The 25,746-nt window shown below is 73.7% G+C and carries 29 protein-coding genes; 11 read left to right on the forward strand and 18 right to left on the reverse strand.

The window, feature by feature from the left end; translation table 11 throughout:
• Nucleotides 1-41: 41 nt before the first annotated feature.
• Both ACFUUZ_RS05605 and ACFUUZ_RS05610 read left to right on the forward strand, forming a co-directional pair.
• The gene (locus ACFUUZ_RS05605) at nucleotides 42-1,127 is read left to right on the forward strand and encodes a methyltransferase (RefSeq protein WP_378692853.1); all 1,086 of its coding nucleotides are present in this window, start codon (nucleotides 42-44) and stop codon (nucleotides 1,125-1,127) included.
• A 15-nt stretch (nucleotides 1,128-1,142) separates the two neighbouring features.
• Nucleotides 1,143-1,892 carry a PIG-L deacetylase family protein gene (locus ACFUUZ_RS05610; protein ID WP_378692854.1) on the forward strand — a complete coding sequence of 250 codons (750 nt, stop codon included), beginning with the start codon at nucleotides 1,143-1,145 and terminating at the stop codon, nucleotides 1,890-1,892.
• A gap of 13 nt (nucleotides 1,893-1,905) precedes the next feature.
• On the opposite strand, the gene ACFUUZ_RS05615 is transcribed toward ACFUUZ_RS05610, so the two are convergent.
• Genes ACFUUZ_RS05615 through ACFUUZ_RS05625 form a run of 3 tightly spaced genes read right to left on the reverse strand, consistent with a single transcriptional unit; the run spans nucleotide 1,906 to nucleotide 4,983 of the window.
• On the reverse strand, nucleotides 1,906-2,382 hold the full coding sequence (locus ACFUUZ_RS05615) for a nuclear transport factor 2 family protein (protein ID WP_378692856.1): 477 nt from the start codon (nucleotides 2,380-2,382) through the stop codon (nucleotides 1,906-1,908).
• Nucleotides 2,383-2,417: 35 nt separating this feature from the next.
• Complete coding sequence (locus ACFUUZ_RS05620; RefSeq protein ID WP_378692918.1) at nucleotides 2,418-2,849, reverse strand: nuclear transport factor 2 family protein; 432 nt, start codon at nucleotides 2,847-2,849, stop codon at nucleotides 2,418-2,420.
• 49 nt (nucleotides 2,850-2,898) lie between these two features.
• Nucleotides 2,899-4,983, reverse strand: a complete 2,085-nt coding sequence (locus ACFUUZ_RS05625) for a tetratricopeptide repeat protein (RefSeq protein ID WP_378692858.1) — start codon at nucleotides 4,981-4,983, stop codon at nucleotides 2,899-2,901.
• A 197-nt stretch (nucleotides 4,984-5,180) separates the two neighbouring features.
• Between ACFUUZ_RS05625 and ACFUUZ_RS05630 the strand changes: the two genes are divergently transcribed.
• Complete coding sequence (locus ACFUUZ_RS05630; RefSeq protein WP_378692860.1) at nucleotides 5,181-5,927, forward strand: MerR family transcriptional regulator; 747 nt, start codon at nucleotides 5,181-5,183, stop codon at nucleotides 5,925-5,927.
• Between the two features lie 26 nt (nucleotides 5,928-5,953).
• On the opposite strand, the gene ACFUUZ_RS05635 is transcribed toward ACFUUZ_RS05630, so the two are convergent.
• Nucleotides 5,954-6,562, reverse strand: coding sequence for a TetR/AcrR family transcriptional regulator (locus tag ACFUUZ_RS05635; RefSeq protein ID WP_378692862.1), 609 nt, complete (start codon nucleotides 6,560-6,562; stop codon nucleotides 5,954-5,956).
• A gap of 172 nt (nucleotides 6,563-6,734) precedes the next feature.
• Here ACFUUZ_RS05635 and ACFUUZ_RS05640 point away from each other — a divergent pair, with 172 nt between their 5' ends.
• Nucleotides 6,735-7,421: an SDR family NAD(P)-dependent oxidoreductase gene (locus tag ACFUUZ_RS05640; protein ID WP_378692864.1), complete on the forward strand. Its 687-nt coding sequence runs from the start codon at nucleotides 6,735-6,737 to the stop codon at nucleotides 7,419-7,421.
• Nucleotides 7,422-7,453: 32 nt separating this feature from the next.
• On the opposite strand, the gene rox is transcribed toward ACFUUZ_RS05640, so the two are convergent.
• Together rox and ACFUUZ_RS05650 are read right to left on the reverse strand one after the other, a co-directional pair.
• Nucleotides 7,454-8,878 carry a rifampin monooxygenase gene (gene rox / locus ACFUUZ_RS05645; RefSeq protein ID WP_378692866.1) on the reverse strand — a complete coding sequence of 475 codons (1,425 nt, stop codon included), beginning with the start codon at nucleotides 8,876-8,878 and terminating at the stop codon, nucleotides 7,454-7,456.
• 84 nt (nucleotides 8,879-8,962) lie between these two features.
• Entirely contained in the window at nucleotides 8,963-9,376 is a 414-nt protein-coding gene (locus ACFUUZ_RS05650; protein WP_378692868.1) for a VOC family protein, read from the reverse strand.
• 76 nt (nucleotides 9,377-9,452) lie between these two features.
• Here ACFUUZ_RS05650 and ACFUUZ_RS05655 point away from each other — a divergent pair, with 76 nt between their 5' ends.
• The 3 genes from ACFUUZ_RS05655 (at nucleotide 9,453) to ACFUUZ_RS05665 (ending at nucleotide 11,756) form a co-directional block, all read left to right on the forward strand.
• Entirely contained in the window at nucleotides 9,453-10,040 is a 588-nt protein-coding gene (locus ACFUUZ_RS05655) for a TetR/AcrR family transcriptional regulator (RefSeq protein ID WP_378692870.1), read from the forward strand.
• Nucleotides 10,041-10,121: 81 nt separating this feature from the next.
• Complete coding sequence (locus tag ACFUUZ_RS05660; RefSeq protein WP_378692872.1) at nucleotides 10,122-10,346, forward strand: hypothetical protein; 225 nt, start codon at nucleotides 10,122-10,124, stop codon at nucleotides 10,344-10,346.
• 126 nt (nucleotides 10,347-10,472) lie between these two features.
• Nucleotides 10,473-11,756 carry a serine/threonine-protein kinase gene (locus tag ACFUUZ_RS05665; protein ID WP_378692874.1) on the forward strand — a complete coding sequence of 428 codons (1,284 nt, stop codon included), beginning with the start codon at nucleotides 10,473-10,475 and terminating at the stop codon, nucleotides 11,754-11,756.
• 33 nt (nucleotides 11,757-11,789) lie between these two features.
• Here ACFUUZ_RS05665 and ACFUUZ_RS05670 read toward each other — a convergent pair whose 3' ends face one another.
• The 3 genes from ACFUUZ_RS05670 to ACFUUZ_RS05680 are packed head-to-tail and all read right to left on the reverse strand — an operon-like array spanning nucleotide 11,790 to nucleotide 15,135.
• The gene (locus ACFUUZ_RS05670) at nucleotides 11,790-12,665 is read right to left on the reverse strand and encodes a tyrosine-type recombinase/integrase (protein ID WP_378692876.1); all 876 of its coding nucleotides are present in this window, start codon (nucleotides 12,663-12,665) and stop codon (nucleotides 11,790-11,792) included.
• 50 nt (nucleotides 12,666-12,715) lie between these two features.
• Nucleotides 12,716-13,624 carry a cation diffusion facilitator family transporter gene (locus tag ACFUUZ_RS05675; protein WP_378692878.1) on the reverse strand — a complete coding sequence of 303 codons (909 nt, stop codon included), beginning with the start codon at nucleotides 13,622-13,624 and terminating at the stop codon, nucleotides 12,716-12,718.
• A 35-nt stretch (nucleotides 13,625-13,659) separates the two neighbouring features.
• Nucleotides 13,660-15,135, reverse strand: coding sequence for an alpha/beta hydrolase (locus ACFUUZ_RS05680; protein ID WP_378692880.1), 1,476 nt, complete (start codon nucleotides 15,133-15,135; stop codon nucleotides 13,660-13,662).
• Nucleotides 15,136-15,419: 284 nt separating this feature from the next.
• Between ACFUUZ_RS05680 and ACFUUZ_RS05685 the strand changes: the two genes are divergently transcribed.
• Nucleotides 15,420-16,763, forward strand: coding sequence for a lipase family protein (locus ACFUUZ_RS05685; protein ID WP_378692882.1), 1,344 nt, complete (start codon nucleotides 15,420-15,422; stop codon nucleotides 16,761-16,763).
• A 7-nt stretch (nucleotides 16,764-16,770) separates the two neighbouring features.
• Here ACFUUZ_RS05685 and ACFUUZ_RS05690 read toward each other — a convergent pair whose 3' ends face one another.
• A complete protein-coding gene (locus tag ACFUUZ_RS05690) occupies nucleotides 16,771-17,649 on the reverse strand; it encodes an alpha/beta fold hydrolase (RefSeq protein WP_378692884.1) in 879 nt (292 codons plus the stop codon).
• Nucleotides 17,650-17,788: 139 nt separating this feature from the next.
• Between ACFUUZ_RS05690 and ACFUUZ_RS05695 the strand changes: the two genes are divergently transcribed.
• Nucleotides 17,789-19,195: a carotenoid oxygenase family protein gene (locus ACFUUZ_RS05695; protein WP_378692886.1), complete on the forward strand. Its 1,407-nt coding sequence runs from the start codon at nucleotides 17,789-17,791 to the stop codon at nucleotides 19,193-19,195.
• 48 nt (nucleotides 19,196-19,243) lie between these two features.
• Here the strand turns inward: ACFUUZ_RS05695 and ACFUUZ_RS05700 are convergent, their stop codons facing one another.
• Nucleotides 19,244-19,702, reverse strand: a complete 459-nt coding sequence (locus tag ACFUUZ_RS05700; protein ID WP_378692888.1) for a hypothetical protein — start codon at nucleotides 19,700-19,702, stop codon at nucleotides 19,244-19,246.
• A gap of 244 nt (nucleotides 19,703-19,946) precedes the next feature.
• On the opposite strand from ACFUUZ_RS05700, the gene ACFUUZ_RS05705 reads away from it, so the two are divergent.
• The gene (locus ACFUUZ_RS05705) at nucleotides 19,947-21,164 is read left to right on the forward strand and encodes a cytochrome P450 (RefSeq protein WP_378692890.1); all 1,218 of its coding nucleotides are present in this window, start codon (nucleotides 19,947-19,949) and stop codon (nucleotides 21,162-21,164) included.
• A gap of 22 nt (nucleotides 21,165-21,186) precedes the next feature.
• Here the strand turns inward: ACFUUZ_RS05705 and ACFUUZ_RS05710 are convergent, their stop codons facing one another.
• From ACFUUZ_RS05710 to ACFUUZ_RS05725, 4 genes are all read right to left on the reverse strand, one after another.
• Nucleotides 21,187-22,152, reverse strand: coding sequence for an NAD(P)H-dependent flavin oxidoreductase (locus ACFUUZ_RS05710; RefSeq protein WP_378692891.1), 966 nt, complete (start codon nucleotides 22,150-22,152; stop codon nucleotides 21,187-21,189).
• Nucleotides 22,153-22,269: 117 nt separating this feature from the next.
• Nucleotides 22,270-22,620, reverse strand: a complete 351-nt coding sequence (locus tag ACFUUZ_RS05715) for a hypothetical protein (RefSeq protein ID WP_378692893.1) — start codon at nucleotides 22,618-22,620, stop codon at nucleotides 22,270-22,272.
• Nucleotides 22,613-22,918, reverse strand: a complete 306-nt coding sequence (locus ACFUUZ_RS05720) for a hypothetical protein (RefSeq protein ID WP_378692895.1) — start codon at nucleotides 22,916-22,918, stop codon at nucleotides 22,613-22,615. Before ACFUUZ_RS05720 ends, ACFUUZ_RS05715 begins: the two co-directional genes overlap by 8 nt.
• A gap of 206 nt (nucleotides 22,919-23,124) precedes the next feature.
• A complete protein-coding gene (locus ACFUUZ_RS05725; RefSeq protein WP_378692896.1) occupies nucleotides 23,125-23,316 on the reverse strand; it encodes a hypothetical protein in 192 nt (63 codons plus the stop codon).
• A gap of 640 nt (nucleotides 23,317-23,956) precedes the next feature.
• Here ACFUUZ_RS05725 and ACFUUZ_RS05730 point away from each other — a divergent pair.
• Nucleotides 23,957-24,220, forward strand: a complete 264-nt coding sequence (locus ACFUUZ_RS05730) for a hypothetical protein (protein ID WP_378692898.1) — start codon at nucleotides 23,957-23,959, stop codon at nucleotides 24,218-24,220.
• Nucleotides 24,221-24,381: 161 nt separating this feature from the next.
• Here ACFUUZ_RS05730 and ACFUUZ_RS05735 read toward each other — a convergent pair whose 3' ends face one another.
• The 3 genes from ACFUUZ_RS05735 to ACFUUZ_RS05745 form a co-directional block, all read right to left on the reverse strand.
• A complete protein-coding gene (locus tag ACFUUZ_RS05735; protein ID WP_378692900.1) occupies nucleotides 24,382-24,810 on the reverse strand; it encodes a cold-shock protein in 429 nt (142 codons plus the stop codon).
• A complete protein-coding gene (locus ACFUUZ_RS05740; RefSeq protein ID WP_378692902.1) occupies nucleotides 24,788-24,994 on the reverse strand; it encodes a hypothetical protein in 207 nt (68 codons plus the stop codon). The genes ACFUUZ_RS05735 and ACFUUZ_RS05740 overlap by 23 nt, the downstream gene beginning before the upstream one ends.
• Nucleotides 24,995-25,458: 464 nt before the next feature.
• A partial coding sequence (locus ACFUUZ_RS05745) for an Hsp20/alpha crystallin family protein (protein WP_378692904.1) occupies nucleotides 25,459-25,746 on the reverse strand: 288 nt, incomplete at its 5' end.

Genomic DNA, 25,746 nt, shown 5'->3' on the forward strand with positions numbered 1-25,746 from the left:
CATCCTCGCATCGACGACATCGACACAGGAGGTTGCAGACGATGAGTACCACCGAGCAGCACGCGCCGCAGGTCGCGGACCCGGCGGAGGTGGAGGCCTTCGCGGGCCGGGCGGTCGCGGACGCGGCCACCTGGATGGTCACCACCATGACCATGTTCGGCGACCGGCTCGGGCTGTGGCGCGCGCTGGCCGACTCCAGGCCGGTGACCAGCGCCGAGCTCGCCGCGCGGACCGGCACCGACGAGCGCTACCTGCGCGAGTGGCTGGCCTCGATGACCGCGCACGGCTACCTGAACCACGACCCCGGCGCGGGCACCTACCTGCTCCCGCCCGCCCACGTGCCGGTGCTCGCCACCGAGAGCCCGGCCCACATCGGCGGGCTGCACCAGGCGCTCTACGGTCTCTCCGGGATGCTCGGCCAGGTGCTGGAGGTCTTCCGGACCGGCGGCGGCGTGCCGATCACGGCCTACCCGCGGGACTGGTTCCAGGGGCTGGAGCGGTTCAGCGCGGCCTGGTTCGACCACCTGCTGCCGCAGGTCTGGCTGCCCGCGCTGCCGGAGCTGGAGGCGGCGCTGCGCCGCGGCGCCGATGTCGCCGACATCGGCTGCGGCCGCGGCCGGGCGCTGATCCGGCTCGCCGAGCGCTACCCCGCGGGCCGCTACACCGGTTTCGACGTGCACCCGGAGTCGATCGCGGCGGCCGAGGCGGCGGCCGAGGCGGCGGGCGTCGCCGACCGGGTGCGCTTCGAGTGCCTCGACGTCTCCGGCGGGCTGCCCGGCAGCTACGACGTGATCACCACCTTCGACGTGATCCACGACGCCGCCGACCCGAGCGGCATCCTCGGCGCCATCAACGCCGCGCTCCGCCCGGACGGCCGCTACCTGTGCCTGGACATCAACTCCAGCCACCGGCTGCAGGACAACCAGGGCCCGATCGCCGCCTACTTCTACGGTGTGAGCGTGCTCTACTGCATGACCACCTCGCTCGCGCACGGCGGCGCCGGGCTCGGGACCTGCGGGTTCCCCGAGCACACGGCGCGCGAGCTGTGCGCGGCGGCGGGTTTCGGCACCGTGCGGCGGGTCGAGATGGAGAACCCGTTCAACATCCTCTACGAGATCACCCACTAGAAGGACGGCGCTGTGATGTCGATCCCCCTCCCGGGAACCGGCCCGGTTTTTGGCATCTGGGCCCATCCCGACGACGAGGTCTACCTCTCCGGCGGGCTGATGGCGGCCGCGCGGGCCGCGGGCAGGCGGGTCGTCTGCGTCACCGCCACCCGCGGCGAGCACGGCACCGACGACCCGGAGCGGTGGCCGCCGGAGCGGCTGGCCGCGATCAGGGACGCCGAGCTCACCGCGAGCCTCGCGGCACTCGGCGTCACCGAACACCACCAGCTCGGGCTGCCCGACGGCAACTGCGTTCGGCAGCCGTTCGACGCCGTGGTGGCGCGGCTCGCGGGCATCGTGGCCGAGGTGCGCCCCGAGGTGGTGCTCACCTTCGGCCCCGACGGCTTCACCGGCCACCCGGACCACCGCATGGTCTCGGCCTGGGCCGAGGCCGCCAGGAACCGGGCGGCGCCGAACGCCCGGCTGCTGTTCGCGCGGGTCACCGCAGAGTTCGCCGACACCTGGCGGCACCTCTACGACCGGCTGGGGATGTTCGCCTCCGACGACCTGCCGTGGCGCGCCGCGCCCGACCGGGTCGCGGTGCGGCTCCGGCTCGACGACGCGGCGGCCGACCGCAAGTTGGTCGCGCTGCGCGCCCAGGCCAGCCAGACCGCGCAGCTCACCGCCCTGCTCGGGGAGGAGACGATGCGGGCGTGGGCCTGCTCGGTCGAGACCTTCGTGGACGCGGTGCCTGCGCAGGCGCTCGATTTCGCGGACGGCTGCTGACCGTCCGGCGCCCTCAGCCCGGCTGGGCCCACATATTGCTCAGCAGCCGGTGGCTGGGGGTGTCGGCCAGCGACTGCGAGGACTCGTAGATCCGCCGGTAGCCGGTGGCGGTGATGCGCCAGGCGCCGTCCGGGTCGCGGCGGTACTCGTCGGCGTAGTAGCCGGCGCCGCGGATCAGCACGCTCCACTCGGTGGCGATCACGGTGTCCTCGAAGTACCAGCTGCCGGTGGCGGTGTCGCCGTCGACCCGGAGCTCCGGGTGGTTGGCCACGTGCGTGGTGACGATGGTGGGCCCCACGTTCTCCCGCATGAAATCGACGATGGCGGCGCGGCCGTCCAGCACCAGCGGATCGCCGAGGGCGTGCGTGCCGTAGCGGCCGCGGCAGTCATCGGCGAGGGTGTCGGCGAACTCGTCCCACAGCTTCAGGTCGAGCGTGCGGAAGTAGCGGTACTTGAGCCCGCGGATCGCCTCGAGCGCATCCAGGTCCATCCAGCGACAATAACGTGTTCTAGTTTTCGGCGGGCTCAATCCGCCGCGAAGGCGGCCTCGAGGCCGTCGAACCAGGCCGCCTCCTCGATCAGCCTGCGGCTGCGCCAGCCCGCCTCGGTGCGCACCAGGTCGTGGTTGTACCAGCCGCCGCAGAAGAACTGCTTGCCTGGCTTCACCACCATGGGGTTGAAGAACATGGCCCGCACCTTCGCGCTGTCACCGTCCAGCTCGACGGCGATGTTCGAGATGAAATGCTGTGTGCGGCTGAACAATCCGAGTCCGGTGGTGAGGCCGTCGATCACCTTCTCCAGGTCGCCGACCGGGCCGCCCGCGGTGCCGTAGTCGATGTGCGCGTCGGCGGTGAACACGGTCCGGTAGAGCTCCCAGTCCTTCTCGTCCACCGCGTGCGCGTAGCGGGTGAGCAGGTCGGTGATCTCGATCCGGTCGGCGATGGTCTGCAGCTCCATGCCGTCCATCCAAGCGTACGTTCCCGCCGATCGGAGGCGGAACGCGTTATCAGAACCACGACCGCGGGCGCACCGCGTTGGCCCGGTCGACCAGGGCGAAGCGGTCCAGGCTGTTCGGGGTGACCTCCGCGACCGCCCGCAGCGCCGCCTCCAGCCCTTTGCGCAGGCCCCGCTCGGTGCAGCAGCAGCCGAGCAGCGTATCCCCCTGGCGCTCCGGCCGGCCGCCCGCCCCGAACCAGCGCAGCCCGCCGTCCAGCACCGCGGCCCGCAGTTCGAGCAGACGGCGATCGCGCGGCAGGCCGTGCAGCCGGTGTGCCGCCTCGTCCAGCTCCTCCTGGGACAGCTCGGCCGCGGGCCGGGAGACCAGCAGCAGGGCGAGCGTCATCCGGGCGGTGTCGTAGTCGGGCGCGGTCGAGCGCACCTGCCGCAGCGTGTCGACCGCGGCGACCGGCTCGCCCGCGGCGATCGCCATCCGGGCCAGCCCGAAGGCCGCGACCGCCACGGTGGTATCGGTCTGCCACACCGTGCGGTAGTCCGCGGCGGCACGGCGCTGCCAGCGCTCCCGGTCGCCGGGCTCGGTGGCGGCGTTCGCCAGCAACTCGGCGGTCGCCGCGAGCGCGAGCACCGGGGCGAGTTCGCCCGGCACCATGGCGCGCGCGGCCGCGAAGCGCGCGTGCGCGCGCTCGAGCCGACCGGTCGCCAGCGCGGCCAGCGCCTCGAACCAGTCCAGTCGCCACTCGACGGGGTGCGCGACCCGCAGCAGCTCGAGGAGTTCGCGCGCGGTGGCCGTCGAGCCGATGTCCAGGTACGCCCGCACCTCGATCAGTGCGCACTCCAATTCGAACGATTCGGGCGGGTCGACCGCGTCGGCCCGCAGCGCGGCCCGGGTGATCCGCAGCGCCTCGAAGGCGCGGTCGGGATCGGCGTGCGCCCGGCCCGCGAGCACCCCCGACGCGGGATCGTCCGGATCGACCATCGGAATCGGCAGCGCGGCGGCCAGACCACGGGCGGTGAGCCGGGACGGGAGGTCGCCGCCGAGCGTGATGTCCACGGACTCCAGCAGCGCCGCCGCGCCGAAGTCGGCGCGCAGCGCACCGAAGGTCGCCGAGACCCGCGGCTGGTCGCGGCCGGTCTCCCGGGCGAGCACCATCCGCAGCACCCCCTCGAGCTGGCGGTACATCGCCGCGGCGGAGCGGAATCGCCGGTCCGGGTCCGGGTCGACGGCCCGGCGCAGCAGCTCGGCGAACTCCGGGTGCCTGCGCAGCGCGGGCTCCTCGGCGCGCAGCTCGGCGGCCGTGTCGCCGGGGAGGGCCAGCGCCGCGAGGGTCCGGCCCGCGCTGTAGATGTCGGAGGCGACCGTCGGCCCGGTCCGCGCCACCTCGGGGGCCTGGAATCCCGGCGTGCCCTCGAGCGCGCCGCCGGAGCGCAGCGCGGCCACCGCGCCGAGATCGATCAGCGTGACCTCGGTCCCGCACACCATGACGTTGTCCGGCTTCAGATCGTTGTAGGCGAGGCCGAGCGAGTGCAGATGGTCCAGCGCGGGCAGGATCCCCAGCAGGTAGCTGATCGCCTCGGGCACCGGGATCGGCTCCGCTCCGCGCTGCTCGAGCAGCGCGCCGAGCGACCGGCCGCCGATGTACTCCATCACGATGTAACCGGCGCCGCGGTGGGTCACGAAATTGAAGATCTTGACGATCGCCGGGTGGATCACCTCCGACAGGAACTGCCGCTCGGCCAGCGCCGTCACGTGCGCCTCCGGGTCGCGCGGGTTGCGCTGCCCCTTGAGCACCACCCAGCGCCCGCCCACGTGCCGGTCCCGCGCCAGGTAGACCCAGCCGAAGCCGCCGTGCGCCAGGCAACCCCGGATCTCGTACTGCTCGGCGACGACATCGCCCTCGGCCAGCGGCGGGCGGAAGCCGAACAGCGCCCGGCACTGTCCGCACGAGCCGTGGGTGGCACCGGGGGTCTTGCCCGCCGCGCGCCCGACCGGGCCGGCACAATTCCAGCAGAACCGTTTGTGCTCCGGCACTTCCGGTTCGGCGAGGACGGCGGCCTCCGGCTCGATCGGCGGCACCGCGGGCGCCGCGGCGAGCCCGGCCCCGAGCCGGAACGGACTGCTCGGGGACCGCGGCATCCGTGTGCTCGACAGCGGACGGTCGACGGGATTCTGCATAGCTGCCACGGCATCTCACCCAGACTCGATTGTGCCAGATATTGATGGCATATACTGCCATACGATGGCAGATAGGGTGCGGTTGTGAGCCCACCGCCCTCACCCGGCGCTTCCCGACCGCGGCCGAGGACCCCTGTCAACTGTGGTTTTCTTGAGACATGGCGGTGCACCGAGACCTGACGATCAACGACCTTGCCGCGGAGGCGGGGATGACTGTTCGGACGCTGCGCGACTACAACGAGCGCGGGCTGCTGCCGCCGCCGATGATGAAGGGGCGCACCGGCTACTACGGCGAGGAGCACCTCAACCGGATCCGGATCGTCGAGCGGCTGCTGGAACGCGGAATCACGCTCAACGGCGTCCGCGGCCTGCTCGAGGCCTGGGACCGCGGGGAGGACCTCGCCGACGTGCTCGGCGTCGCCGCGCCGCCCGCCGCCGCCCCCGCCGACGGGCAGGCGGCCGACGGCCTGATCTCGGCCACCGGTCTCGCCCGCCGCTTCGACGCGCTGCCCGATGGGCTGGGCAGGGCGGTGGCGGCGGGGCTCTACGAACCGGTCGACGCGAACACCTACCGTGCCGCCGACCCCGCGCTGTGCGAACTCTTCGACCGGCTCACCGCCGCGGGCATGCCGCTCGGTCGGGCACTCGACGAGATCGAGCAGCTCCGTGCGGACTGCGACCACATCGCGCGCCAGTTCACCGATATCTTCCTGCGCACGGCGGTCCGCTCGTATCGGCGCTCCGCCCGCACCGGGAACGATGTCGAGCGGCTGAGCGCGGAGCTGGCGGCGACCCGCGCACTCCCGAGCCGGGTGGCCGCAGGCGTGCTCGACCGCAGCCTGGAGCGGTACCTCGGCGTGGTGATCCGCCGCGAACTCGGCGATGTATTCCCCGACGGTGCTTGAGTTTCGTCGGGTGCGTCGGACGCGGGTCAGCTCGATGCGGTGAGCGCCAGCGTGGTTCGCACCGCCGCGAGCGCCAGCTCTTCGCGGTCGAGCGGTAGCCGTCCGTCGGCCCACTCCAGGTACAGCGCGACCAACGCGCCGGTGAGCGCGGTCGCGGTGACGGCGAGGCCGGTGTCCCCGGCCGGGAGCTCCGCACCGGTGGGGAGCGCGGGCGCCAGTGCCCGGAGGAAGAGCGGGGCCCTGGTCAGGCTGTGCGCGCGCAGTGTCGGGTCCGCGAGCGGTTCGCGCAGCAGGATGCGGGCGCGTCGCGGGTCCTCCTCGAAGTAGTCACCGCAGCGCTCGAAGGCGCGGCGCAGCACCGCCGCGGTGCCGCCGTCGGCCGGAATGCCGGTGAGCCGCTCGCGCAGCCCGTCCTCGGTGCGGTCGTAGACCGCGCGCAGCAGCGCTTCGACGCTCTCGAAGCTCTCGTAGAAGTAGCGCGGGCTGAGGTTGGCGGTGCGCGCGACCGCGCGCATGGTCACCGCCGCCGCGCCCGCGGTGCCGAGCAGCTCGTGACCGACGCCGAGCAGCAGTTCGCGACGTTCGGCGGTGCGGTCGTCCAGGGTCTGGCCGCGCCACAGCTTCGGAGGGCTCACCGGCCCATCCTGGCATCACCGCCCGCCGCGCCGCGGGGCGGCTCGCGCTGCCGATCCCCCGGCTCGGCCGCCCGGGTCGACATGCCGTCGACCAGAGGAAGCCCTACGATGAGCCGCGGCGCGACCCGCCGCCCAAGTGCTGGGCGGCGCAGCGGAATTCGAAGGAGACAGGGTGACGACCTCGATCATTGTCGGCGGCAGCAACGGCCTCGGTCGCGCGATCGCCGAGCACCGCGCGAAGCAGGGCGACCGGGTGGTCGTGACCAGCCGCGACCCCGCCCGCGCCGCGGCTGCCGCCAGCGAGATCGGCGGTGACACCATCGGCATCGCCGCCGATCTCGCCGTGCCGGACAGCCTGGTCGCCGCGTTCGCAGCCGTCACCGAGGTGGATCACCTGGTGCTGACCGCGAGCCCGCTGACCCCGATGACGTTCGCCGGCTTCGACACCGCCAGGGCGGTGGAGGCGGTCACGGTCAAGCTGGTCGGGTTCGCGGTCGCCGTGCGCACGCTGCGCGACCGGTTCACCCCCGGCGCCGCGGTCGTGCTGTTCGGCGGGCTGGCCAAGGAGCGGCCGTACCCGGGCTCGACGATGGTGACCACGTTCAACGCCGGGATCAGCGGCCTGACCAAGACCCTGGCCATCGAGATCGCGCCGCACCGGGTCAATTCCCTGCACCCCGCCGTGGTCGGGGACAGCCCCCGCTGGCGCGACGTCCCGGCGCCGCCGCACGTGCAGCGCGCACCGCTCGGGCGGGCCGTCACGATGGCCGAGGTCGTCGACGCGACCGATTTCCTGCTGCGCAACACCGGGATGAACGGTCACGACCTGCACATCGACGGCGGTTTGCTGCTCACCTGACGGCTGAAGCCGGACATCCGTCGGGCGGTCTGTCAGCTCTCCGTGCCGAACCAGCGCGCCAACACCTCGGCCAGCTCGCGCTGGTCGCTGCCTGCCCAGGCCACGTGGCCGTCGGGCCGCAGCAGCACCGCGGGGACGTCGAGCTCGGCCCGCTCCGCCACCAGGTGGTCGACCCGGTCCGACCAGCCTGCCACCGAGAGCGCCCCGGTGCGGTCGAGCAGCAGCCCGCGCCCGGCGTGCAGGTGCCGGTAGAGCCGGTCCGCGCCGAGCGGGATGTCGCGCAGCCTGCGGCCGACGAGATCGGGCCCGGGGCCGAGGTCGTACCGGATGCCGATCGCGTGGATCGTCTCGACCAGGTAGCGGTTGACCTCCTCGAAGTCCATGAGCCGGGTGACCAGCCGCCGCACCGCCCGCGACCCCGGATCCAGGGCCATGAGCTGCATCTGCGCCCTGGTGTTGTCCAGCACCTCGGCGGCGACCGGGTGCCGCTCGGCCTGGTAGGTGTCGAGCAGGTCGTCCGGCGCCCGGCCGCGCACCGCCGCGGCGAGTTTCCACCCCAGGTTGACGGCGTCCTGGATGCCGAGGTTGAGCCCCTGCCCACCGGTCGGCGGGTGCACGTGCGCGGCGTCGCCTGCCAGGAAGGCCCGGCCGTCGCGGTACCGCTCGGCCTGCCTGGTGCCGTCGCCGAAGCGGGAGAGCCAGCGCGGGGAGTGCACGCCGAAATCGGTGCCCGCCACCGCTCGCAGCTGCGTGCGGAACTCGTCCAGGGTGGGTGGGGTGCCGCGATCCGCGCTGAGCCCGGCGGCGGGCACCACCACCCGGTACCGGCCGTTGCCGACCGGCCCGATCCCGAACCGCAGCTGGGTCCTGCGCACCTCGGCCGTGACCGCGGCCATCTCCTCCGGTGGCGCGGTCGCCGCCAGCTCGCCGAGCAGCGTCTCGACCCGGCTCGGCTCGCCGGGGAAGCCGATGCCGAGCAGGGCGCGCACCGTGCTGCGGCCGCCGTCGCAGCCGACCAGGTAGCGGGCGCGCACCGCGGAGCCGTCCGCGAGCTCGGCGGTGACGCTCGACGCGTCCTGGCGCAGCCCGGTCACCGCGGTGCCGCGCCGGAGTTCGGCGCCGAGCTCGGCGGCCCGCTCGGCGAGCAGGCGGTCGGTGATCGGCTGCGGCAACCCGAGCGTGAAGGGGTGCGCGGTGTCCAGCTGCTCCGGCGGCGGCTTGGGGATACCGGCGAAGAACCCGCCCGCCGGATGCTTCGTGCCGAGCGCGAGGAAGCGCTCCAGGATGCCGCGCTGGTCCAGGATCTCGATGCTGCGCGCGTGCAGCCCCAGCGAGCGCACCACCTCGGTGGGCGCGGGCTCCTGCTCCAGCACGAGCACCCCGACATCGTGCAGCCGCAGCTCGCTCGCCAGCATCAGCCCGGTCGGGCCGCCGCCCGCAATGATCACGTCGATCATGAAACTCCCGATTTCCGCAGGTGAAAGGCAACGGTGGGAGATTCTGCGGCACGTACCGGGGCTTGCCGCAAGACCCGGGGTGGGTTATACGTTGAAGTGGGCGGAGAACTCCGGACCCGGCTCGATCGGCTGGATCACATCCACCAGCACCCCACCCGGGTCGGCGACGATGAAGTGCCGCTGCCCGAACTCCTCGCTCCTGATCGCCAGTTGCGGGCGCAGCCCGCCCGCGGTCACCATGCGCTCCCACTCCGCGTCGACGTCGTCCACCTCGACATTGAGCACGACGCCGCGCGCCGGGGCGCCGTAGCCGGCCGGGATGGTCGGGTGCGTCGGGTCGAGCAGCGCCAGCTCGCACGGCGTCGGGCCGGGCCGGCGCAGGCTCACGTACCACTCCGCCTCGAAGGTCACCTCGAAACCCAGCCAGTGGCAGTAGAAGTCGCGGCTCGCCGCGATCGCCTCGGTGCCGAGCACCGGGTAGAAGCTCTGCAGTCGCATGTCGCACCTTTCACGTACCAACGGTATGTGAGCTACCGTATGCCGCATACCGCTGGTATGTCAATGAGGAGGACCGATGCCGCCGAACCAACGCGCCGCGCAGCGCGAGCAGACCCGCGCGCAGCTGGTGCGCTGCGGCCGCGAGCTGTTCGCGGCCGAGGGGTACGCGGTGGTCGGGCTGGCCCGCATCGTCGCCGCCGCCGGGGTCACCAAAGGCGCGCTGTACCACAACTTCTCCAGCAAGGAGGAGCTGTTCCGGGCGGTGCTGGCCGAGGTGCAGCAGGAGGTGGGGGCGCGGGTGGCGGCCGCCGCCGAGGCCGTCGCCGACCCGTGGGAGCAGCTGCGCACCGGCTGCGCGGCCTTCCTCGCGGCCGCCACCGACCCCGCCGTCCAGCGCATCCTGCTCGTCGACGGCCCTGCCGTGCTCGGCTGGCACGAGTGGCGCGCCCTGGACGAGGCGAACTCCGCGAGCCACCTGCGCGACGCGCTCGCCCCGCTCCTCGCCGACGGCACGCTGCCCGCGCAGCCGCTGGAGCCGCTGGTGCACCTGCTCTCCGGCGCCATGAACGAGGCCGCGCTGTGGCTCGCCGCCGAGCCGGAGGCGCTGGCCGACACCGGCGCCGCGCTGGGACGGCTGCTGGAAGCGCTGCGCGCGAGATCCTGACTGGACTTCTCGGTCGGTAGCCCGAATGCTGTACCGGGGGCCGGGCACGGCCGGGGCACGGGACTATCGAAGGAGTCGACGGTGGCGGGACGACGGCACAGGATGATCACCGCGGCAACCGCTCTCGGGTTGGCCGGGGCGGTCACGCTCGGCGCCTCGGGGTGCAGCAAGACCGAGCGGTGGTGCGAGCGCGACCAGGGCGACGTGCTCGTCGCGAACTCCTACTGCGAGTCGAACACGCCGGGCTATGAGTGGGAGCCCGACCACGACAAGCCGAAGAAAAAGAAGAAGCCGAAGAAGCACTAGAAACCCCAGCAGCGAGAACCTCGGGTTCGTCCGGCTGCCCGCAACTACCGGAAACAATGGCTTGCGCGGGCGGCCGGGACGGTGTGAGGCTGGAAATGTCCGAATCTCGCTGGGCTGGGAGGAATCGTGGCGCTGACGCCCGGTGCGGTACTGGCCGAGTACACGATCGTGCAGCCGCTCGGCGCGGGTCCGCACGGGACGGTGTACCTGGCGCGCCACCCGGACCGGCGCCGGGACGTCGCGCTCAAGGTGCTGCACGCCGATCGGGCCGGGGAGCCGGAGTTGCGCGGCTGCTTCGAGCGCGGGCCGCGGCTCGAGCACCCCAATATCGCGACCGTGCTGGAGCGCAGCAGCCCCGGTGACCCGGTGTGCTGGCTCGCCATGCGGTACGTGCCCGGCGGCGATGTGACGCCGCTGCTGGCGGCCGCGGCGGGCGGGTTGGAGCCCGCCCGCGCGGTCCGGTTGATCACCGATATCGCCCGCGGCCTCGACTACGCGCACCAGTGGGGTGTCTGCCACGGTGACCTCAAGCTGACCGACGTCCTGATCGAGCCGCACCCGGACGGCGACCGCGCGGTCCTCACCGACTTCGGGCTCGCCCGCTCCGGCTGCACCCCGGCCTACGCCGCGCCGGAGCGCTGGGCCGGGGCGCCGGGCGATCGGCGCGCGGATCTCTACGCCCTCGGCTGCCTGTTCTACCAGCTGCTCTCCGGGCGGACCCCGTTCGGCATCACCGACCCCGAGGCCGGGCACCGCTCGGAACCGGTCCCGCCGCTGCGGGTCCCTGGGCTGCCCGCGGAGCTGGACGCCGTCATCGCCACCGCCATGGCCAAGGACCCGGCCGCCCGCTACCCGACCGGGACCGCGCTGGCGATCGACGCGCTGCGGGCGGTCACGGTGCCCGAATCCGCCCCCGAGCCCGCACTGCCCGCCCCCTCCGGCGAGCAGCTGCTGCGCACGGCCCCCGAGCGGGACGTCCCGGAGGCGGTGCTGGAGCTCGCGCACGCGCACCGGGACCGCGGCGAGCTGGACGCGGCCGAGACCTGGTACCGCCGCGCGGTCGAGCTCGGCCACCCGGAGGTCGCCGCCAATATCGGCAATATCCGGTACGCGCGCGGGGACTGGGCCGACGCCGTCGCCTGGTACACCTGGGCGGTCGAGGCGGGCGATGCCTCCGCGCTCTACAACCTCGGGAAGCTGCACTACGAGCGCGGGAACCAGGCCGAGGCGGAGACCTGGCTGCGCCGCGCCGTCGACACCGGGAACCTGCCCGCGCTCAACGCGCTCGGCGTCGTCCTCTACGAGCTGGGCCGGGCGGGCGAGGCGGAGTTCTGGCTGCGGCACGCGGTCGAGCGGGGCGATCCGCACGCCGCCCGAAACCTCGCCGTCGTCCGACACGGGCAGCGCTGAGCGCCGCGGCCACCCCGTGCCCCGGGTGCGGCATCACGGCGCTCGGCGCGCGGGCGCCATCGCTTCATCGGTCGACCGGGGAACCGATGGCGCTTCGCCCGACTCGCAGGCGAAGAGATCGAGCTGCTCGCGGCCGCGGGGCGGGAGCGGGACCCGGTCGCCAGGGCGGCGTCCGAGCCGGCGAGCGACGACATCCGGCGGCAACCCGGCGCGGGCCAGCCGCTGCCCGGCGGTGCACCGCAGCACCCCGCCACCCAGCTCGGCCCCGGCCTCGGCGCCGATCGCGCGCAGGATCTCCGCCACCGTGCGGTGCGCGAGCCGCCGGTGCGGCGCCTGCTCGGTGACGAAGGTGGCGAGCACGTCGCCGCAGGCCAGCAGCCTGCGCTCGGCCAGCCAGGCGGTCACCGCGCCCCTGGTCGCCCCGGCGATCGGCACCGTCCGGCCGGGGCCGATGGTGACCAGGCCCGGCCACTCGGCCAGGTCGAGCGCGCCGAGGTCGAGCGCGGCCAGCTCCGCTCCCCCGGCCCCGGTGTCCAGCGCGAGCAGCAGCAGCGCGTAGGCCCGGCTGCCGCGCCGCGCCGCCGCGCCGAGGACCGCGCGCTCCTGCTCGGTGGTGAGCGCCCGCTCGTCGTCGGGCACCAGCCCCGCCTCCGGCGCGCCGAGCCCGAGCCAGCGGTAGAACAGCCGCAGCGCGGTGAGGTCGCCGTCCCCGGCTCCGACCCGCAGGTACCGGCGCACCGCCAGATCGCGCCCGGCGGCGCTGTCCAGCGCGTCCTCGAACCCGCGGCGCGCGGCCAGCCAGGCGAGGAACCGGGCGACGGGCGCGCGCTGCGCGGGGAACTCGGCGGTGAACCCGGCGAGCAGCGGCCCGGCGGCCACCACCGCAGGCACCCGGATGTCGTCGCTCACGTCGCACCACCTCCCCCCGCCAGGGTGCCGGCGGGCACCGACACCGACGGTCAGGCGACGGTGAACACCGCCTGCGCCACCTTCTCGTTCCGCTCCAACTCGCGCTCCAGCTCGCGCAGCGTGGCCGCGATGGTGTGCTCGGCCGGGTCGCCGACCAGGTCCACGCTCGCCACCACGAACACCCGGCGCGGGCCGACGTACTCGAGCCGGACGAACCGCACCGACTCCACCTGCGGCAGCGCCCCGATCCTGGCGACCGCGGCCGCGTGGATCGGCGCGCTCGCCGGCTCCCCGGTGAGGAAGCGGCGGTTGCGGTCGATCAGCAGCACCGCGACGCCGCCGAGCAGCACCCCGACCAGGATCGAGCCGAGCGCGTCCCATACCGGGTCACCGGTGAGCTGGTGCAGCCCCATCCCGGCCCCGGCGAGCAGGATGCCGATGAGCGCGGCGCTGTCCTCGGCGAAGACCGCGCGCAGCGTCGGGTCGGAGGTCTCCAGCACGTAGTCGAGCAGCTCGCTGTCGCGTTCCCGCGCCTCGCCGCGGAGCTGCCGCACCGCCCGCAGCCAGGAGACGCCCTCCAGCAGGAAGGCGATGGCGAGCACGAGGTAGCCGACCAGGTAGTCGTCCCCGCCCGGCGTCTCGTGCAGCAGCTCGGAGACGCCGTGCCACACCGAGACCGCCGCGCCTGCCACGAACAACCCGACCGCCGCCAGCAGCGACCACACGTACGCCTCGCGGCCGTAGCCGAGCGGCCGCTCCGCGTCGGCGGGGCGGCGGCCGCGCCGGTCGGCGATCAGCAGGAAGACCTCGTTGCCGGTGTCCGCCCACGAGTGCGCCGCCTCGGCGACCATCGAAGCCGAGCCGGTGAGCACCGCCGCCACCGACTTGGCCGCCGCGATCGCGAGGTTCGCGGCGAATGCGATGAGCACCGTCCCGGTCGACTCCCCTGCCTCCGTCATCCCGCCAGTCTGCCCCGCGCGCGGCGGTTCGCGGGTCAGGGCGCGGGGCAGGTCACGTCGTCCGCGGGCAGTTCGCCGTCGAGCAGGAACGCGGTGGCGGTGTCGTTCGCGCATGGACTGTCGCCGAGCAGGTAGGCGCCGTGGCCCGCCGCGTCCACGCTGACCAGCCGCGCCCGGTCGCCGAACTGCTCGCGCAGCAGCTCCGCGCCCCGGTACGGCGTGGGGACGTCGCGCCGGTTCTGCACCAGCAGGATGTTCGCCGGACCTTCCGCGGAGATGGCGGCGGGCGGCTCCGCGGGCTCGTGCGGCCAGTAGGCGCACGGGATGATGTTGGCGGCCGCCGCGCCGTAGAGCGGGTAGCGCTCCCGGTCCTCGGCCACCGCATCGCGGTAGGGCTGCACGTCCTCGGGCCAATCCAGGTCGTTGCAGGTGACTGCCAGGTAGACGGTCCACGAGTTGTCCATGGCGGGGGCCGATGGCGCGGGGCCCGTATCCGGGGGCGCGGCGCCCGCGCGCAGCGACTGCCACAGCTCCGCCAGCAGCGGGTACTGCAGCTCCTTGAACAGCAGGCCGAATACGGCGGTCCGGAACACCGAGCCGTCCAGCCCCTGCACCGGCTGCCGGTCCAGCGCGGCCGCCTGCTCCAGGTAGGCCGCGCGCACCTCCTCGCGGGTGCGGCCGAGGCCGTAGGTGTCGTCGCGGGCGGCGGCCCAGTCGGCGAAGTGCGGGAACGTCTCCTCCATGCCGAGCGCGTAGCGCCGCATGCCGTCGCGGTCCAGGTGGGTATCGCCGACGATGCTGTCGAGCACGATCCGGTCGGTGCGGTCCGGGAACATCGACGCGTAGGCGGCGCCGAGCGCGCTGCCGTAGGAGTAGCCGAGGAAGCTGGTCTTCGGCTGCCCGAGCGCGGCGCGGATCCGGTCCAGGTCGCGGGCCATGTTCACGGTGCTGAGGTGCCGCAGCCGGTCGTCGCGGTCGTGCTCGGCGCACTGCCGCGCGACGTCGCGGACCACCTCGGCCCGCGCGCCGACGGCCGCGTCGTCGACCGCGTAGGGCGGCAGGTTACCGACGTACGGCCCGTCCAGGGTGAAGCCGCAGCCGACCCGCGCCGAGTGCCCGATCCCCCTGGTGTCCATGCCGATCACGTCGTAGGCGTCGGTGACGCTCGCGGGCAGGCCACGCTTCACCAGCAGCGCCGACAGCGCCAGCCCGGAGCCGCCGGGGCCGCCCGGGTTGAGCATGAGGGTGCCGCGCGGCTTGTCGCGGTCCTGGCCCGCCAGGCGGGAGATCATGAGGTCGATCTCGCCCGCGCCGGGGTCGGCGTAGTCGAGCGGAACGGGCACGGTGGCGCAGTCCAGCAGCGTCGGCGCGGCCTCGGCGACGACATCGTCGGGACAGGCGCCCCACGCGACCGGCGGCGGTGCGGGCTCCTCGGTGCCGCAGGCGACGGCGGATGCCGCGCCGACGGCGAGCGCCGCCAGCGCCGCGAGGGTTCGGGTCACGCCGTTCATCGGGTTCTCCTCCTCGGTACGGGTGCGCCACCGATTCGACACCGTGCCGCCGCGGCACAGTCAACCCCGGTGCGAGAACGGCACTTTCCGCCATCGATGTGCGATCTCCAAGATCACTCCGGCACCGGGATGGTGAAAGTCCCAGACATCCGCGCGCGGCCGCCGGGAAGCCGCGCGCGGCTACTACGGTGGCTCCCGCGGGCCGGATTCAGCGTCGAGCCGCCCGCCCTTCGAATTCCGGATCGATTGTCCGGGAACAGTATTCACGTGCGTGAGGTCTCCCGATGAACGAACGCTGGTCGTTCCGTGCCCTGCTGGTCACGGCCGCCACCGCATGCCTGCTCGCCGCCGGGCAGCACCCGGCGCACGCCGAGGACGACCCCGGCGTGCCCTCCGGGCTGCAGCACGGCATCGACAGCGTCGTCCCCGCACCCGCGCTCCCGCCCGGCCCGCCGGTCGACGGACTCACCCCGGAACAGGCCGCGCTGCTGCGCGCGGTGCAGTCGCCGCCGACCGGCGACCCGTTCTTCGACGCCAGGCCCGCCGGACTCGCGGCGCTGAACCCCGGCGACATCCTCGAGCAGCGCGACGTCACCGCAACGGCCACCCTCGTGGTCGGGGTGCCGATCGCCCGCGCCACCCTGCTCAAGTACCGCTCGACCGCGGCGAACGGCGCGCCCTCGTTCGGCACGGCCACCCTGGTGGTGCCGCTCACCCCGTGGGCCGCGGGCGACCGCCCGGTGCTCGTCGACAACCAGCCGATCAACTCGCTCGGCGCCAGGTGCACCCCCGGCTACGCCATGGCGCACGGCCCCGCCTTCAAGAACTTCGCCACCGACTCGGTCCCGCCGACCGCCGCCTGGGGGCTGAACCAGGGCTTCGCGGTGCTGGTCACCGACCACGAGGGCCCGAACATGGCTTACGCGGAGCCGAACGTCGCCGCACACGTCATCCTGGACGGCATCCGCGCGGTGCGCTCAACCCCCGGCTTCGGCGCCAGCCGCTTCGCGCTCGGCGGGTACTCCGGCGGCGCCATCGCCTCGCACGGCGCGGCCATGCTGCTCGGCGAGTACGCCCCCGAGCTGGCCGATGCCGTCGCGGGCGCCGCGATGGGCGGGCTGGTCACCGACAACCGGGTGATCGCGAACCGGTTCGACGGCAACTTCGCCTCCGGGGTGCTGCTCGCGGTCGTCCTCGCCTACTCGCGCGAGCACCCGGAGATCCTGGACCGGATGAACCACCTCGCCACCTGGGTCGCCACCTCGCCGCTGAACGCCGTGTGCGGGCAGGCCATCGGGTTCCTCGGGGTGGTCGGCATCCCGCTCGACGTGGCCGCGAACGTCACCGACGCGCTGGACAGCGCGGTCGCCGAGGAGATCTTCGCGCGCACCGACCTCACCGACCGGACCTCGCGGGTGCCGCTCTACATCTACCACGGCGCGCACGACCTGTGGATTCCGTTCGAGGGGGCGCGCGAGCTCTACCAGCGGCAGTGCGCGCGCGGCGTCGACGCGGTCTTCCGCAGCGAGCCCGGCGAGCACGTGGTCGCGCTCGCCACCGGCTTCCCCGGCGCCGCCGAGTGGCTCGGCGCGCGGCTGCGCGGCGAGCCTGCCCCGACCGAGTGCTGAGCCGGGCTCAGCCGTCCAGCGCCGCCCGCAGCGCGGCGGCGAACCCCTCCGGCTCGCCGTGCATCCCGAACTCACCGCCGAGGAAGCCCGAGTGGTCACCCGGGAACGTCACCGCCGCGCCGCCCAGCGCGACGGCCACCGATGCCCCGCCGCGGTGCGCGATCTCGCCCTCGGACTTCTCCCCCACCGCAAGCACGATCCGCGTCGAGGCCGCGCGCAGCGCGTCGATGTCGAACCGGTACGGCGTGCAGGTGCGGATATTCAGCCCGACGAGCGGGTCGCTGCGGTCGCCGTCGTCCTCGGCGGGCAGGCCGAAGGTGGCCGGGTCCGGGGCAGGACGGTCGAGGTAGTCGGTGGGCAACTCGCCGCGCAGCGAGACCAGCTGAATGAACTTCGCCATGGCCTTGCCCATGCCCTCGGCGTAGTACGTCGCGCGCATGTCGTCGCAAACGGCGTCGATGATCTTCTGATCGGGCAGGAACTGGCTGCTCGGCGGCTCGTGCGCGACCAGGGTGCGGACCAGCTCCGGATGCCTGCTCACCAGCGTGAGCGCGTTGACCGCGCCGCCGCTGCTGCCGAACAGGTCGACCGGGCCCGCGCCGACCGCCTCGATGACCCGGCGCAGGTCGTCGGCGTGCTGCTCGGGGGTGTACTCGTCGGCGTCGTCGGTGCGTTCGCTGCGGCCGGTGCCGCGCGGGTCGTAGGTCACGACGGTGCGGTCGGTGAAGTACCCGGCCAGCGTGGGGAAGCCGCTCGCGTCCATCGGCGAGCCCGCCAGTAGCAGCGGCGGGTGTTCGCCCGGGGTCGCGGCCCGGCGGATGTCGTAGCGGAGCACGGCGCCGGGAACCTCGAGGACGCGGGTCTCCATGGTGTCGGTGGTGGTCATGCGGGTGCCCTTTCGTCGGTGTTGCCGGATTCGACGGTGCGGGCGCCACGAATTCATCGGTAGGCCCGAATGCGCTGCTCCTGGCATCGATCGCGGTTAGGCTTCGCGGTCGAAGGGGACCGTTGCCAGGAGAGTGCCCATGACTGCAGCCCCGACTCCGCCCGCACCGATCGACCTCACCCGCCACGCGCACCTCTCCGGGGTCTTCGCCCCGCAGCGGCGCGAGGTCTCCGTCGCCGACCTGCCGGTCACCGGCGCGCTCCCGGCCGACCTGAACGGCACCTACTTCCGCAACGGCCCGAACCCGCGCTTCGACCCCATCGGCACCTTCGTCTACCCGCTCGACGGCGACGCCATGGTGCACCGCGTCACCCTGCGCGACGGCACCGCGAGCTACGCCAACCGCTTCGTCCGCACCCCCATGGTGGTCGCCGAGGAGCGGGCCGGGCACGCCATCTGGGCGGGCATCACCGACCTCTACACCCCCGGCCCCGAGCTGGTCGGGCCCGAGCTCGCGGGCACCAGCCGGGAACTGCCCGACATCAACGTGGTCGCGCACGCCGGCAAGCTGCTCGCCATGGCGGAGAGCGACCTGCCCTACCGCATCGACCCCAACGACCTGGCCACCCTGGGCCGCGACGACTGCGCGGGCGCCATGGCGCTCGGCAGCACCGCGCACCCCAAGTTCGACCCGCGCACCGGCGAGCTCGTGCTCTTCACCTACCGGCTGGAGGCGCCGTACCTGGCCTGGTCGGTGGTGGCGCCGGACGGCGGGCTGCGCCGCGCCCCGACCCCGGTGGACGGCGTCGACGAGCCGATCATGGTGCACGACATGGCACTCACCGAGCGCTACCTCGTGCTCTTCCTCGGCCCGCTGGTCTTCGACATCCCCGGCATGCTGAACGGGGGCTCGCTGCTGGACTGGCGGCCGGGCAACGGCACGAGGATCGCGCTCATCCCGCGCGACGGCTCCCCGGTGCGCTGGGCGCACACCGACCCCTTCTGGGTGTGGCACTTCGCCAACGCGCACGACGACGAGCAGGGCCGGGTGGTCGTCGACTACGTGCGGTGGAGCTACCCGACCGGGCTCGCCGAGGTCGCCGAGGAGCAGCGCGGCGGGGTCGAGCGGGCGGTGATCGACCCGACCTCCGGCGCGGTGCGGCGCACGGTGCTCAGCGACCGGTTCGTGGAGTTCCCGCGGATCGACGACCGGCTGCTCACCCACCCGCACGGCACCGTCGCCACCGCCTCGAACGGCCCCGGCCGCAACGCGCTGGTCTTCCTGGACGCCGAGCGGGACACCGAGCGGGTGTGGCAGGCGGGCGACCTCGCCGTCGGCGAGCCGATCTTCCTGCCCGGCGCCGAGCACGACTACTGGGGAACGCTCGCCACCGACCCCACCGACGAGACCTCCTGGTTCCACATCCTGACCGCCGAGGACCCGGCGGCGGGGCCGGTCGCCTCGATCCGGATGCCGATCCGGGTGCCCGCCGGGCTGCACGGCGCCTGGGTCGGCGCGGACAGCGACGTGCTCGACCCGCCGTGAGCGCGGCGGACCCAGCGCACGGCCGCGGGCCGAAGCGCTCCGTCCGCGCTACGGCATCTCCACCGTCTCGGCGCGCTCGATCTCGGCGAAGACGCTGCGGATCGCGGCCGCGGGCGGGACCTGCGCGGCGGTGGCGAGATCGACGATGAGCAGCAGCGCGGCGGGCTGGGTGACGGCGGGCGGCGGCGGGGTCTCGTCCGGCTCGGTGACGCCGAGCGCGCCGGTGAGCGCGGCGACGAAACCGGCCGGGTCGAGGTCGGGCAGCCAGGCGAGGGCGGCGCGGAGCGTGCGCGCGAGCGCGGCCTGGACGTCGTCGGCGTCCAGGCCGTCCGGGTGCGCGGCCTCGAGCAGTTCGCGCAGCGCGCCGCCGAGAACCAGCCCGGTCTGCTCGGCGGGCAGCGCGGCGAGGTCGGTGGTCGCGGCGGTGAACGCCGCCGCGTCCTGCGCGGCGACGGCGGCCAGCGCCGCCTCGATTCCGCGCTCGATCTGCGTCGCCGTCGATGCCACGTGGCTCCCCTTTCGTCGCGGCCACTCTCTCACGCGGCACCGACCGCCCCGTGATCGGCGGCGTCGATCGGGCATTCGGCTCCCGTGATCGCGCCGCAGGCCCCGGAACCGGCGTCATACCGAGTGCTGTTCGCGCGCAGCTGATTTCGTCGGGTGACCGGTCGCGCCACGGTTCAGCGCGCCGAACCGGCGGCGGCGTAGGCTCGGAAGAACTGACCGTCTCGGCGCCGAAGTGGGGGTGACGATGACCGCCGACATCGAATCGACCGGCACCGACCTGCTCGGGATCCTGACCGAGCTGGCGAGCCCCGAGGGCCGCGCCGACCCGTACCCGGTGTATCGGCGGCTGCGCGCGCTCGGCCCCGCCGTCCTCGACCCCACCGGCACCCTGCTGGTCAGCGACTATCGGCTCGCCGCCGCGCTCATCCGCGACCACCGCTTCGTGAAGCGCCCGGAGATCGCGCTGACGGCGGCGGGTTTCGAGAACTGGCGGGAGCGCCCGGCGCTGCGGCTCATGTTCACCAGCATGCTGGTGCGCAACCCACCGGTGCACACCAGGCTGCGCCGCTCCGCCGCGGGCGCGTTCACCGTGCGCCGGGTCGCCGGGCTGCGCTCCGCCGTCGAGCGCATCGTCGACGACCTGATCGCCGAGCTGCGCGCCGCGGGCACCGCCGACTTCATCGAGGCCTTCGCCTTCCCGCTGCCGGTCACCGTGATCGGCGAGCTGCTCGGCATCCCGGAGCCGGACCGGGCCCGGTTCCAGCTGCTGGTCCGGCACTGGACCGGCGTGCTGGACGGCCTCACCCCCGAGATCGTTGACCGCGCCGACCCCGCCGCCGTCGAGATCGACGCCTACTTCCGCGACCTGCTCGCTCGGCGCCGCCGCGCCCCCGCCGACGACCTCATGTCCGCGCTGGCCCAGGTCGACGGCCTGGACGACGACGAGATCGTCGGCACCGCCGCGCTGCTGCTCGCCGCCGGTTTCGAGACCACCACCGGGCTGCTCGCCAACGGCCTCGTCGCGCTGCTCGACCACCCCGCCGAGGCGGCGGCGCTGCGCGAGCGCCCCGAGCTCGCGGCCCCCGCCACCGAGGAACTGCTGCGCTACGACTCTCCCGTTCAACTGCTCTCCTCGCGCACCGCGCCGGAGGAGCTGGAGGTGGCGGGCCGGGTGCTGCCCGCCGGGCAGCGGGTGGTCACCCTGATCGGCGCCGCCAACCGGGACCCCGCGGTCTTCCCGGACCCCGACGTACTGAAGCTGGACCGCGCCGACGAGGCCCCGCTCTCCTTCGGCGGCGGGCTGCACTACTGCCTCGGCGCACCCCTTGCCCGGCTGGAAGCGCAGCTCGCCTTCCCCGCGCTGCTCCGCGCCTTCCCGGACCTCGCGATCACCGGCCCCGCCGTGCACCGCGAAGGGCTCGCCCTGCACGGCCTCATCGAGCTGCCGATCGCCACCACCTGAGCCGCGCCGCGCGCGTTCTTCGTCAGCGCACGAAGAGGCGGTCGCGGGCGGCCTCGTACTCGGCGGCGAGCTGAGCGACGACCGCGGCCGCGGGGCGGATCGCACTGACCGCGCCCACCCCGTGCCCCGCACCCCAGATATCCCGCCACGCCTTGGCCCCGAGCGTCCCGTCGGTCCCGAAATCGATCGCCCCGGCCTCGGTCCCCGCCAGTCGGGCCGGGTCGAGGCCCGCCGCGACGATGCTCGGCCCCAGGTAGTTCCCGTGCACCCCGGTGAAGCGATCGGTGTAGACGATGTCGGCGGCACTGGAATCGACCACCATCTGCTTGTACCCCGGCACCGCGTTCGCCTCCTCGGTGGCGATGAACAGCGAACCGATGTAGGCCAGATCGGCCCCGGCCGCCTGCGCGGCCAGCACCGAGCGCCCGTGCGCGATCGATCCGGAGAGCGCCAGCGGCCCGTCGAACCAGGCCCGGATCTCCTGCACCAGCGCGAACGGCGACTGCGTCCCCGCGTGCCCGCCCGCGCCCGCCGCCACCGCGATCAGCCCGTCGGCGCCCTTGTCCACCGCCTTGCGCGCGAAGGTGTCGTGGATGATGTCGTGCAGCACGATCCCGCCGTACGCGTGGATCCGCTCGTTCACCTCCGGCCGCGCGCCCAGCGAGGTGATCACGATCGGCACCCGGAACTCCTCGACCAGCGCCAGATCCTCCTCCAGCCTGGCATTGGTGCGGTGCACGATCAGGTTCACCGCGAACGGCGCGCTCGGCGCCTCCGGGTGCGCGGCGTCGTGCGCGGCCAGCTCCTCGGTGATCCTGGTCAGCCACGCCCGCAGCTCGGCGATCGGGCGCGCGTTCAGGCTCGGGAACGCGCCGACGACGCCCGCGGTGCACTGGGCGATCACCAGATCGGGGCCGGAGACGATGAACATCGGCGAGGCGATCACGGGCAGGCGAAGGCGATCGACCAGAACGGGCGGCAAGCTCACGGGGCATCCTCGGGGCCGGGGGTGGGGCGCCCCCGAGCCTATCGGCGCGTGCCCGGCGCGCCCACGCCGTCCCGCGCCGCTCGGCTCAGGCGGACTTCAGCCGTGACGGGACGCGAGTCAGGCGGCGTGGCCGGGTCGGTGTGAGAGCCGGCCCAGCGCCTCGGTCACCGCGCGGGTGGCGATCTCGAGCGCATCGGCCAGCGGCACCATCTCCGGCTCCTCGCCGTAGGCGGTCTCGAGGTCTCGCTCGGCCAGCCAGCGGAAGTAGGCGCTCTTGCTCATCCCGAGCTCGCTCGCGCGCAACCCGACCCGCAGGTCGAGCTCGTCGGACATCTTCACCGACCGTGGTTTGAGCCGGGCCTCGGTATCGATGTCGGGCGCCACGTCGCGGCCGCGCCGGGCGCGGGCCACGATCCGGGCCATCTGCTCGGGGGGCACGTCATCGGTGGGGGTGGTGTCGTCAATCATCGGTCATCTCCCACTGCGTGAATTCGGCGGTCTCGGTGGCCGTCAGCGGCCTGACATCGACGATCGTGAACTCGGGCGCGGTGACCCGGCCGGTGACCTGCACGGCCTGGCCTGCACCGGTGCGCATCCACAGCTGGAACAGCTGCCAGCCGGTAGCAGCGTCGTATGCGGGCTCGCCCCATGCGCGTACCTCTCCGGCCAGCCACCGCCGCATCAACTGCAGCACCTGCTCGGGAGTCAGATCGACCCCGGCCGCCGCCATCATCTGGGCCAGCGCGTAGTAGAGCCTGATAGCCACGAACCGAGACTACCCGGCGGCTCTATGAGACTACCACGACGGATGCGGGCCGGCCGGACATCGCGCGCCCCCGTCCCGGTGTCGAGGGTCAACGGAACCCGCCGGCCCGGACCTCCGGCCACGCCGCGCTCCAGCGTGGTAGCTACAGGTCGTAGACGACGAGACAGCCGTCGGGCAGGTACCCGCGGGCAGTGCCCGGGTCGGCGTCATCGGCACCGGATTCTCTGGTCCCGGCTCGCGGCGATCTCGGCCTCGTTCGCCGCGATCCCGTCCCAGGTATGGGGCACCTTCACCACGGTTCCGGAGCCGGTGCGGAACGCCACCCTCGTCCTGGCCACCAGCGGCACCCCGAACCGGTCCGCGAGCCGCCGCGTCACCGTCACGTAGGCCGCGGGCAATCGCTGAGCAGCAGCAGCAGCGGCGGCGGCGCAGCGGCGGCAGGGCCTGGCGCGTCCACCAGCTCGTCGGGTCGGGGTAGCCGATCTCGGCATCGGTCCACCCCACCCGCCGCGGCACCACGGCGCCGGCGAGCGCCGCCATCCGTGCCCCGGCCATCGGCGCTGCGCTCAGCTCCCTCACCGCTGCCCCTGTCCTTGTCGCCGGCCGCGGCACCCTTGTCGTTGCCCGAGCCCGATCGGGAGCCACCGAGGACGTTGTAAGCACGTACGAGGATCTGGCGTTCTGCGAGCCGGGCAACGCGCGATGACGATGGACCACGGACACCCGGCCGCCGTCCGCAGCGTCGTGGCACCCGCCTCCGTTCACCTCGGCGGCCCTGCCCCGAATCTCGAGGGGCGGTGTCGAGCCGACGATGCTCCTCGCCCGGAGTGGGGGCAGCACGGCTGCGCGGGCTCGGATCGCCCCCGGGGCATCCCGGAACAGCGCGGGCGGCCGGGCGAACGATGGCGGTCGCGGCGGACCGGTCACTGCGCGATCCGCGCCGGAGAGGAGAGTTTCATTCTTCGTCGGCAAGAATGCGGCCGGTGCCACGGCTTCGCCTGCGGGCCGCGAAACGCTGGGTCGGATACGTTTTCCCGCGTGAGTGAAGGTTCGCAGGTGTTGGCGATCGACGGGCAGGGCCCGCTGGCGCTCGGGGTCGCCGGTATCGGCCTGAGCGCACCGGCGTTGGAGGGCTCGCCCTTCATCCGAGCCGAGGACGGCACGGTCTATGCACTGCCGAAACCGTTGCACGACTGGGCGTTCGGGGTCATCGCTCGCATCCAGGCCACGGGGACCTCACCGTTCCCGCGTGAGGTCGAGTTCGGCGCCCACCCGCGCGGCATCTACGCGCGCCTGCTGTGAGCGCGCCGATCTGCGGCGCCGAACACCAGCGGGCCCGCCGCGAACGGTAGCGATGTCCGTCGTCGGCTCCCTTCCCGGCCGCACCCGGCGAGCCGGCCGAACGTCTGGGGTAGGTGGTCCAGGCACTCAGGATCCAAGCCCTCGGGTGTCCCACGGCCTGGTCAGTCCCGAGCTGATCGGGCCATTGTGGTTTCGCGGGCGGACCGGCGGGCGTCGGTGCGTCCGAAGGCGCGCCGCAGGCGGTGCCGGATCCCGCCGGGGGCCGTGTGAGCGGGGGTGGCGGGTCGGGCGTGGCGCGGGGGCGGTACGGGCGCGGGGGTGGTGCCGGGGTAGGTGAGGACCTGGGTGGCCTCGGGGCCGCGGTCGGTGGCGGCGGTGGTGAAGACCACGGGCTGGCCGGGGTGCAGGGTGCGGTAGCCGGGGGCGGCGATGGCGGTGTGGCGCACGAACACCGACTCGCCGCCGTCGTCGGGGTCGAGGAACCCGAAGCCGTGCTCGGTGTTGAACCAGGCCACCCGGCCGTGCTGCCACCGGCCAAAACGGTGCGGGTCGTGGCGGGCGGGACGTTCAGCGGGAGTACAGGTCGTCATCGGCGGGAAGGATCCAGGCCTGGTCGAGGCGGTCGGCGATCGGGGCCGTGTCGACGGCGGAACGGATACGCTCGGTCGGCGGGAACACGGCGGTGGGGTCCAGGCCGGTGTCGCGGTCGGCGGGGTCGACGCAGATGTGCTGGTCGGCGCGGTCGAAATCGCTGCCGGTCGGAGCAACGAGCATGACGTCCTCCTGCGGAGAGATCCGCCTCGTCATGGGCGAGGCGGCGGAAACGTGGGCGGGGCGGGCCCGTGACCGCCGGGCCCGCTCCGCGCGGGAAGAGTCGTGGAATACCTTGTCTGCGAACATTCACGGACGGGGCATCACCTGCCTTTCGACTCGAAACGCCGCCCACCTGGCAATCGTGCGTGCGCGCGGTGCGGGCGGGGCCCGCGCGGCCGCGGCGTACACCCGCCCGGCCACGTCCTCGTGTCGGGCCCGCCGGCGCCGGCGATCCGCCGCGTCGGTCTCGCGCCGGTGCCGGGCAGGGCCGGGACTCGGTCGCGGGGGCGGGTCCCGGCGGAGCCAGGCGGCGCGCAGGATCTGCTCGACCTCGGCGAAGAGCTCGTCGAGATCGGGATCGAGCAGCAGTAGCCGCTCGTCGAGTCCGGCCGCGCCCGGTCGCGGCGGCGCGGGCGCGGCCCTGGTCAGGAAGATGCCGCGGCGAGTTCCCTGGTCTCGTGCTGCTGTTCGCTGCGCACGATCTCGATCTTGCGGGGCTTGGCCTTCTCCGCCACCGGGATCGTCAGCCGCAGCACACCGTCGCGGTAGTCGGCGCGGATGCGCTCGGTGTCCAGGCTCTCGCCGAGGAACAGCTGCCGGGAGAAGACCCCGCGCGGTCGCTCCGAGGCGATCATCGAGCGCCCCTGGTCCAGCTGCGGGCGCTCGGCGCGCACCGTCACCACATTGCGCTCGACGTCGAGATCCAGCGAATC

It is taken from the genome of Nocardia sp. NPDC057353 (assembly GCF_042667085.1).
Classification (GTDB): Bacteria; Actinomycetota; Actinomycetes; order Mycobacteriales; family Mycobacteriaceae; genus Nocardia.

What these genes read in the sequence shown, in the direction of transcription:
- ACFUUZ_RS05605 (WP_378692853.1), top strand. Translation starts at nt 42, where the DNA reads ATGAGTACCACCGAGCAGCACGCGCCGCAGGTCGCGGACCCGGCGGAG.
- ACFUUZ_RS05610 (WP_378692854.1), top strand. Translation starts at nt 1,143, where the DNA reads ATGTCGATCCCCCTCCCGGGAACCGGCCCGGTTTTTGGCATCTGGGCC.
- ACFUUZ_RS05615 (WP_378692856.1), bottom strand. Translation starts at nt 2,382, where the DNA reads ATGGACCTGGATGCGCTCGAGGCGATCCGCGGGCTCAAGTACCGCTAC.
- ACFUUZ_RS05620 (WP_378692918.1), bottom strand. Translation starts at nt 2,849, where the DNA reads ATGGAGCTGCAGACCATCGCCGACCGGATCGAGATCACCGACCTGCTC.
- ACFUUZ_RS05625 (WP_378692858.1), bottom strand. Translation starts at nt 4,983, where the DNA reads ATGCCGCGGTCCCCGAGCAGTCCGTTCCGGCTCGGGGCCGGGCTCGCC.
- ACFUUZ_RS05630 (WP_378692860.1), top strand. Translation starts at nt 5,181, where the DNA reads ATGGCGGTGCACCGAGACCTGACGATCAACGACCTTGCCGCGGAGGCG.
- rox (WP_378692866.1), bottom strand. Translation starts at nt 8,878, where the DNA reads ATGATCGACGTGATCATTGCGGGCGGCGGCCCGACCGGGCTGATGCTG.
- ACFUUZ_RS05650 (WP_378692868.1), bottom strand. Translation starts at nt 9,376, where the DNA reads ATGCGACTGCAGAGCTTCTACCCGGTGCTCGGCACCGAGGCGATCGCG.
- ACFUUZ_RS05655 (WP_378692870.1), top strand. Translation starts at nt 9,453, where the DNA reads ATGCCGCCGAACCAACGCGCCGCGCAGCGCGAGCAGACCCGCGCGCAG.
- ACFUUZ_RS05675 (WP_378692878.1), bottom strand. Translation starts at nt 13,624, where the DNA reads ATGACGGAGGCAGGGGAGTCGACCGGGACGGTGCTCATCGCATTCGCC.
- ACFUUZ_RS05680 (WP_378692880.1), bottom strand. Translation starts at nt 15,135, where the DNA reads ATGAACGGCGTGACCCGAACCCTCGCGGCGCTGGCGGCGCTCGCCGTC.
- ACFUUZ_RS05685 (WP_378692882.1), top strand. Translation starts at nt 15,420, where the DNA reads ATGAACGAACGCTGGTCGTTCCGTGCCCTGCTGGTCACGGCCGCCACC.
- ACFUUZ_RS05690 (WP_378692884.1), bottom strand. Translation starts at nt 17,649, where the DNA reads ATGACCACCACCGACACCATGGAGACCCGCGTCCTCGAGGTTCCCGGC.
- ACFUUZ_RS05695 (WP_378692886.1), top strand. Translation starts at nt 17,789, where the DNA reads ATGACTGCAGCCCCGACTCCGCCCGCACCGATCGACCTCACCCGCCAC.
- ACFUUZ_RS05705 (WP_378692890.1), top strand. Translation starts at nt 19,947, where the DNA reads ATGACCGCCGACATCGAATCGACCGGCACCGACCTGCTCGGGATCCTG.
- ACFUUZ_RS05715 (WP_378692893.1), bottom strand. Translation starts at nt 22,620, where the DNA reads ATGATTGACGACACCACCCCCACCGATGACGTGCCCCCCGAGCAGATG.
- ACFUUZ_RS05735 (WP_378692900.1), bottom strand. Translation starts at nt 24,810, where the DNA reads ATGACGACCTGTACTCCCGCTGAACGTCCCGCCCGCCACGACCCGCAC.
- ACFUUZ_RS05740 (WP_378692902.1), bottom strand. Translation starts at nt 24,994, where the DNA reads ATGCTCGTTGCTCCGACCGGCAGCGATTTCGACCGCGCCGACCAGCAC.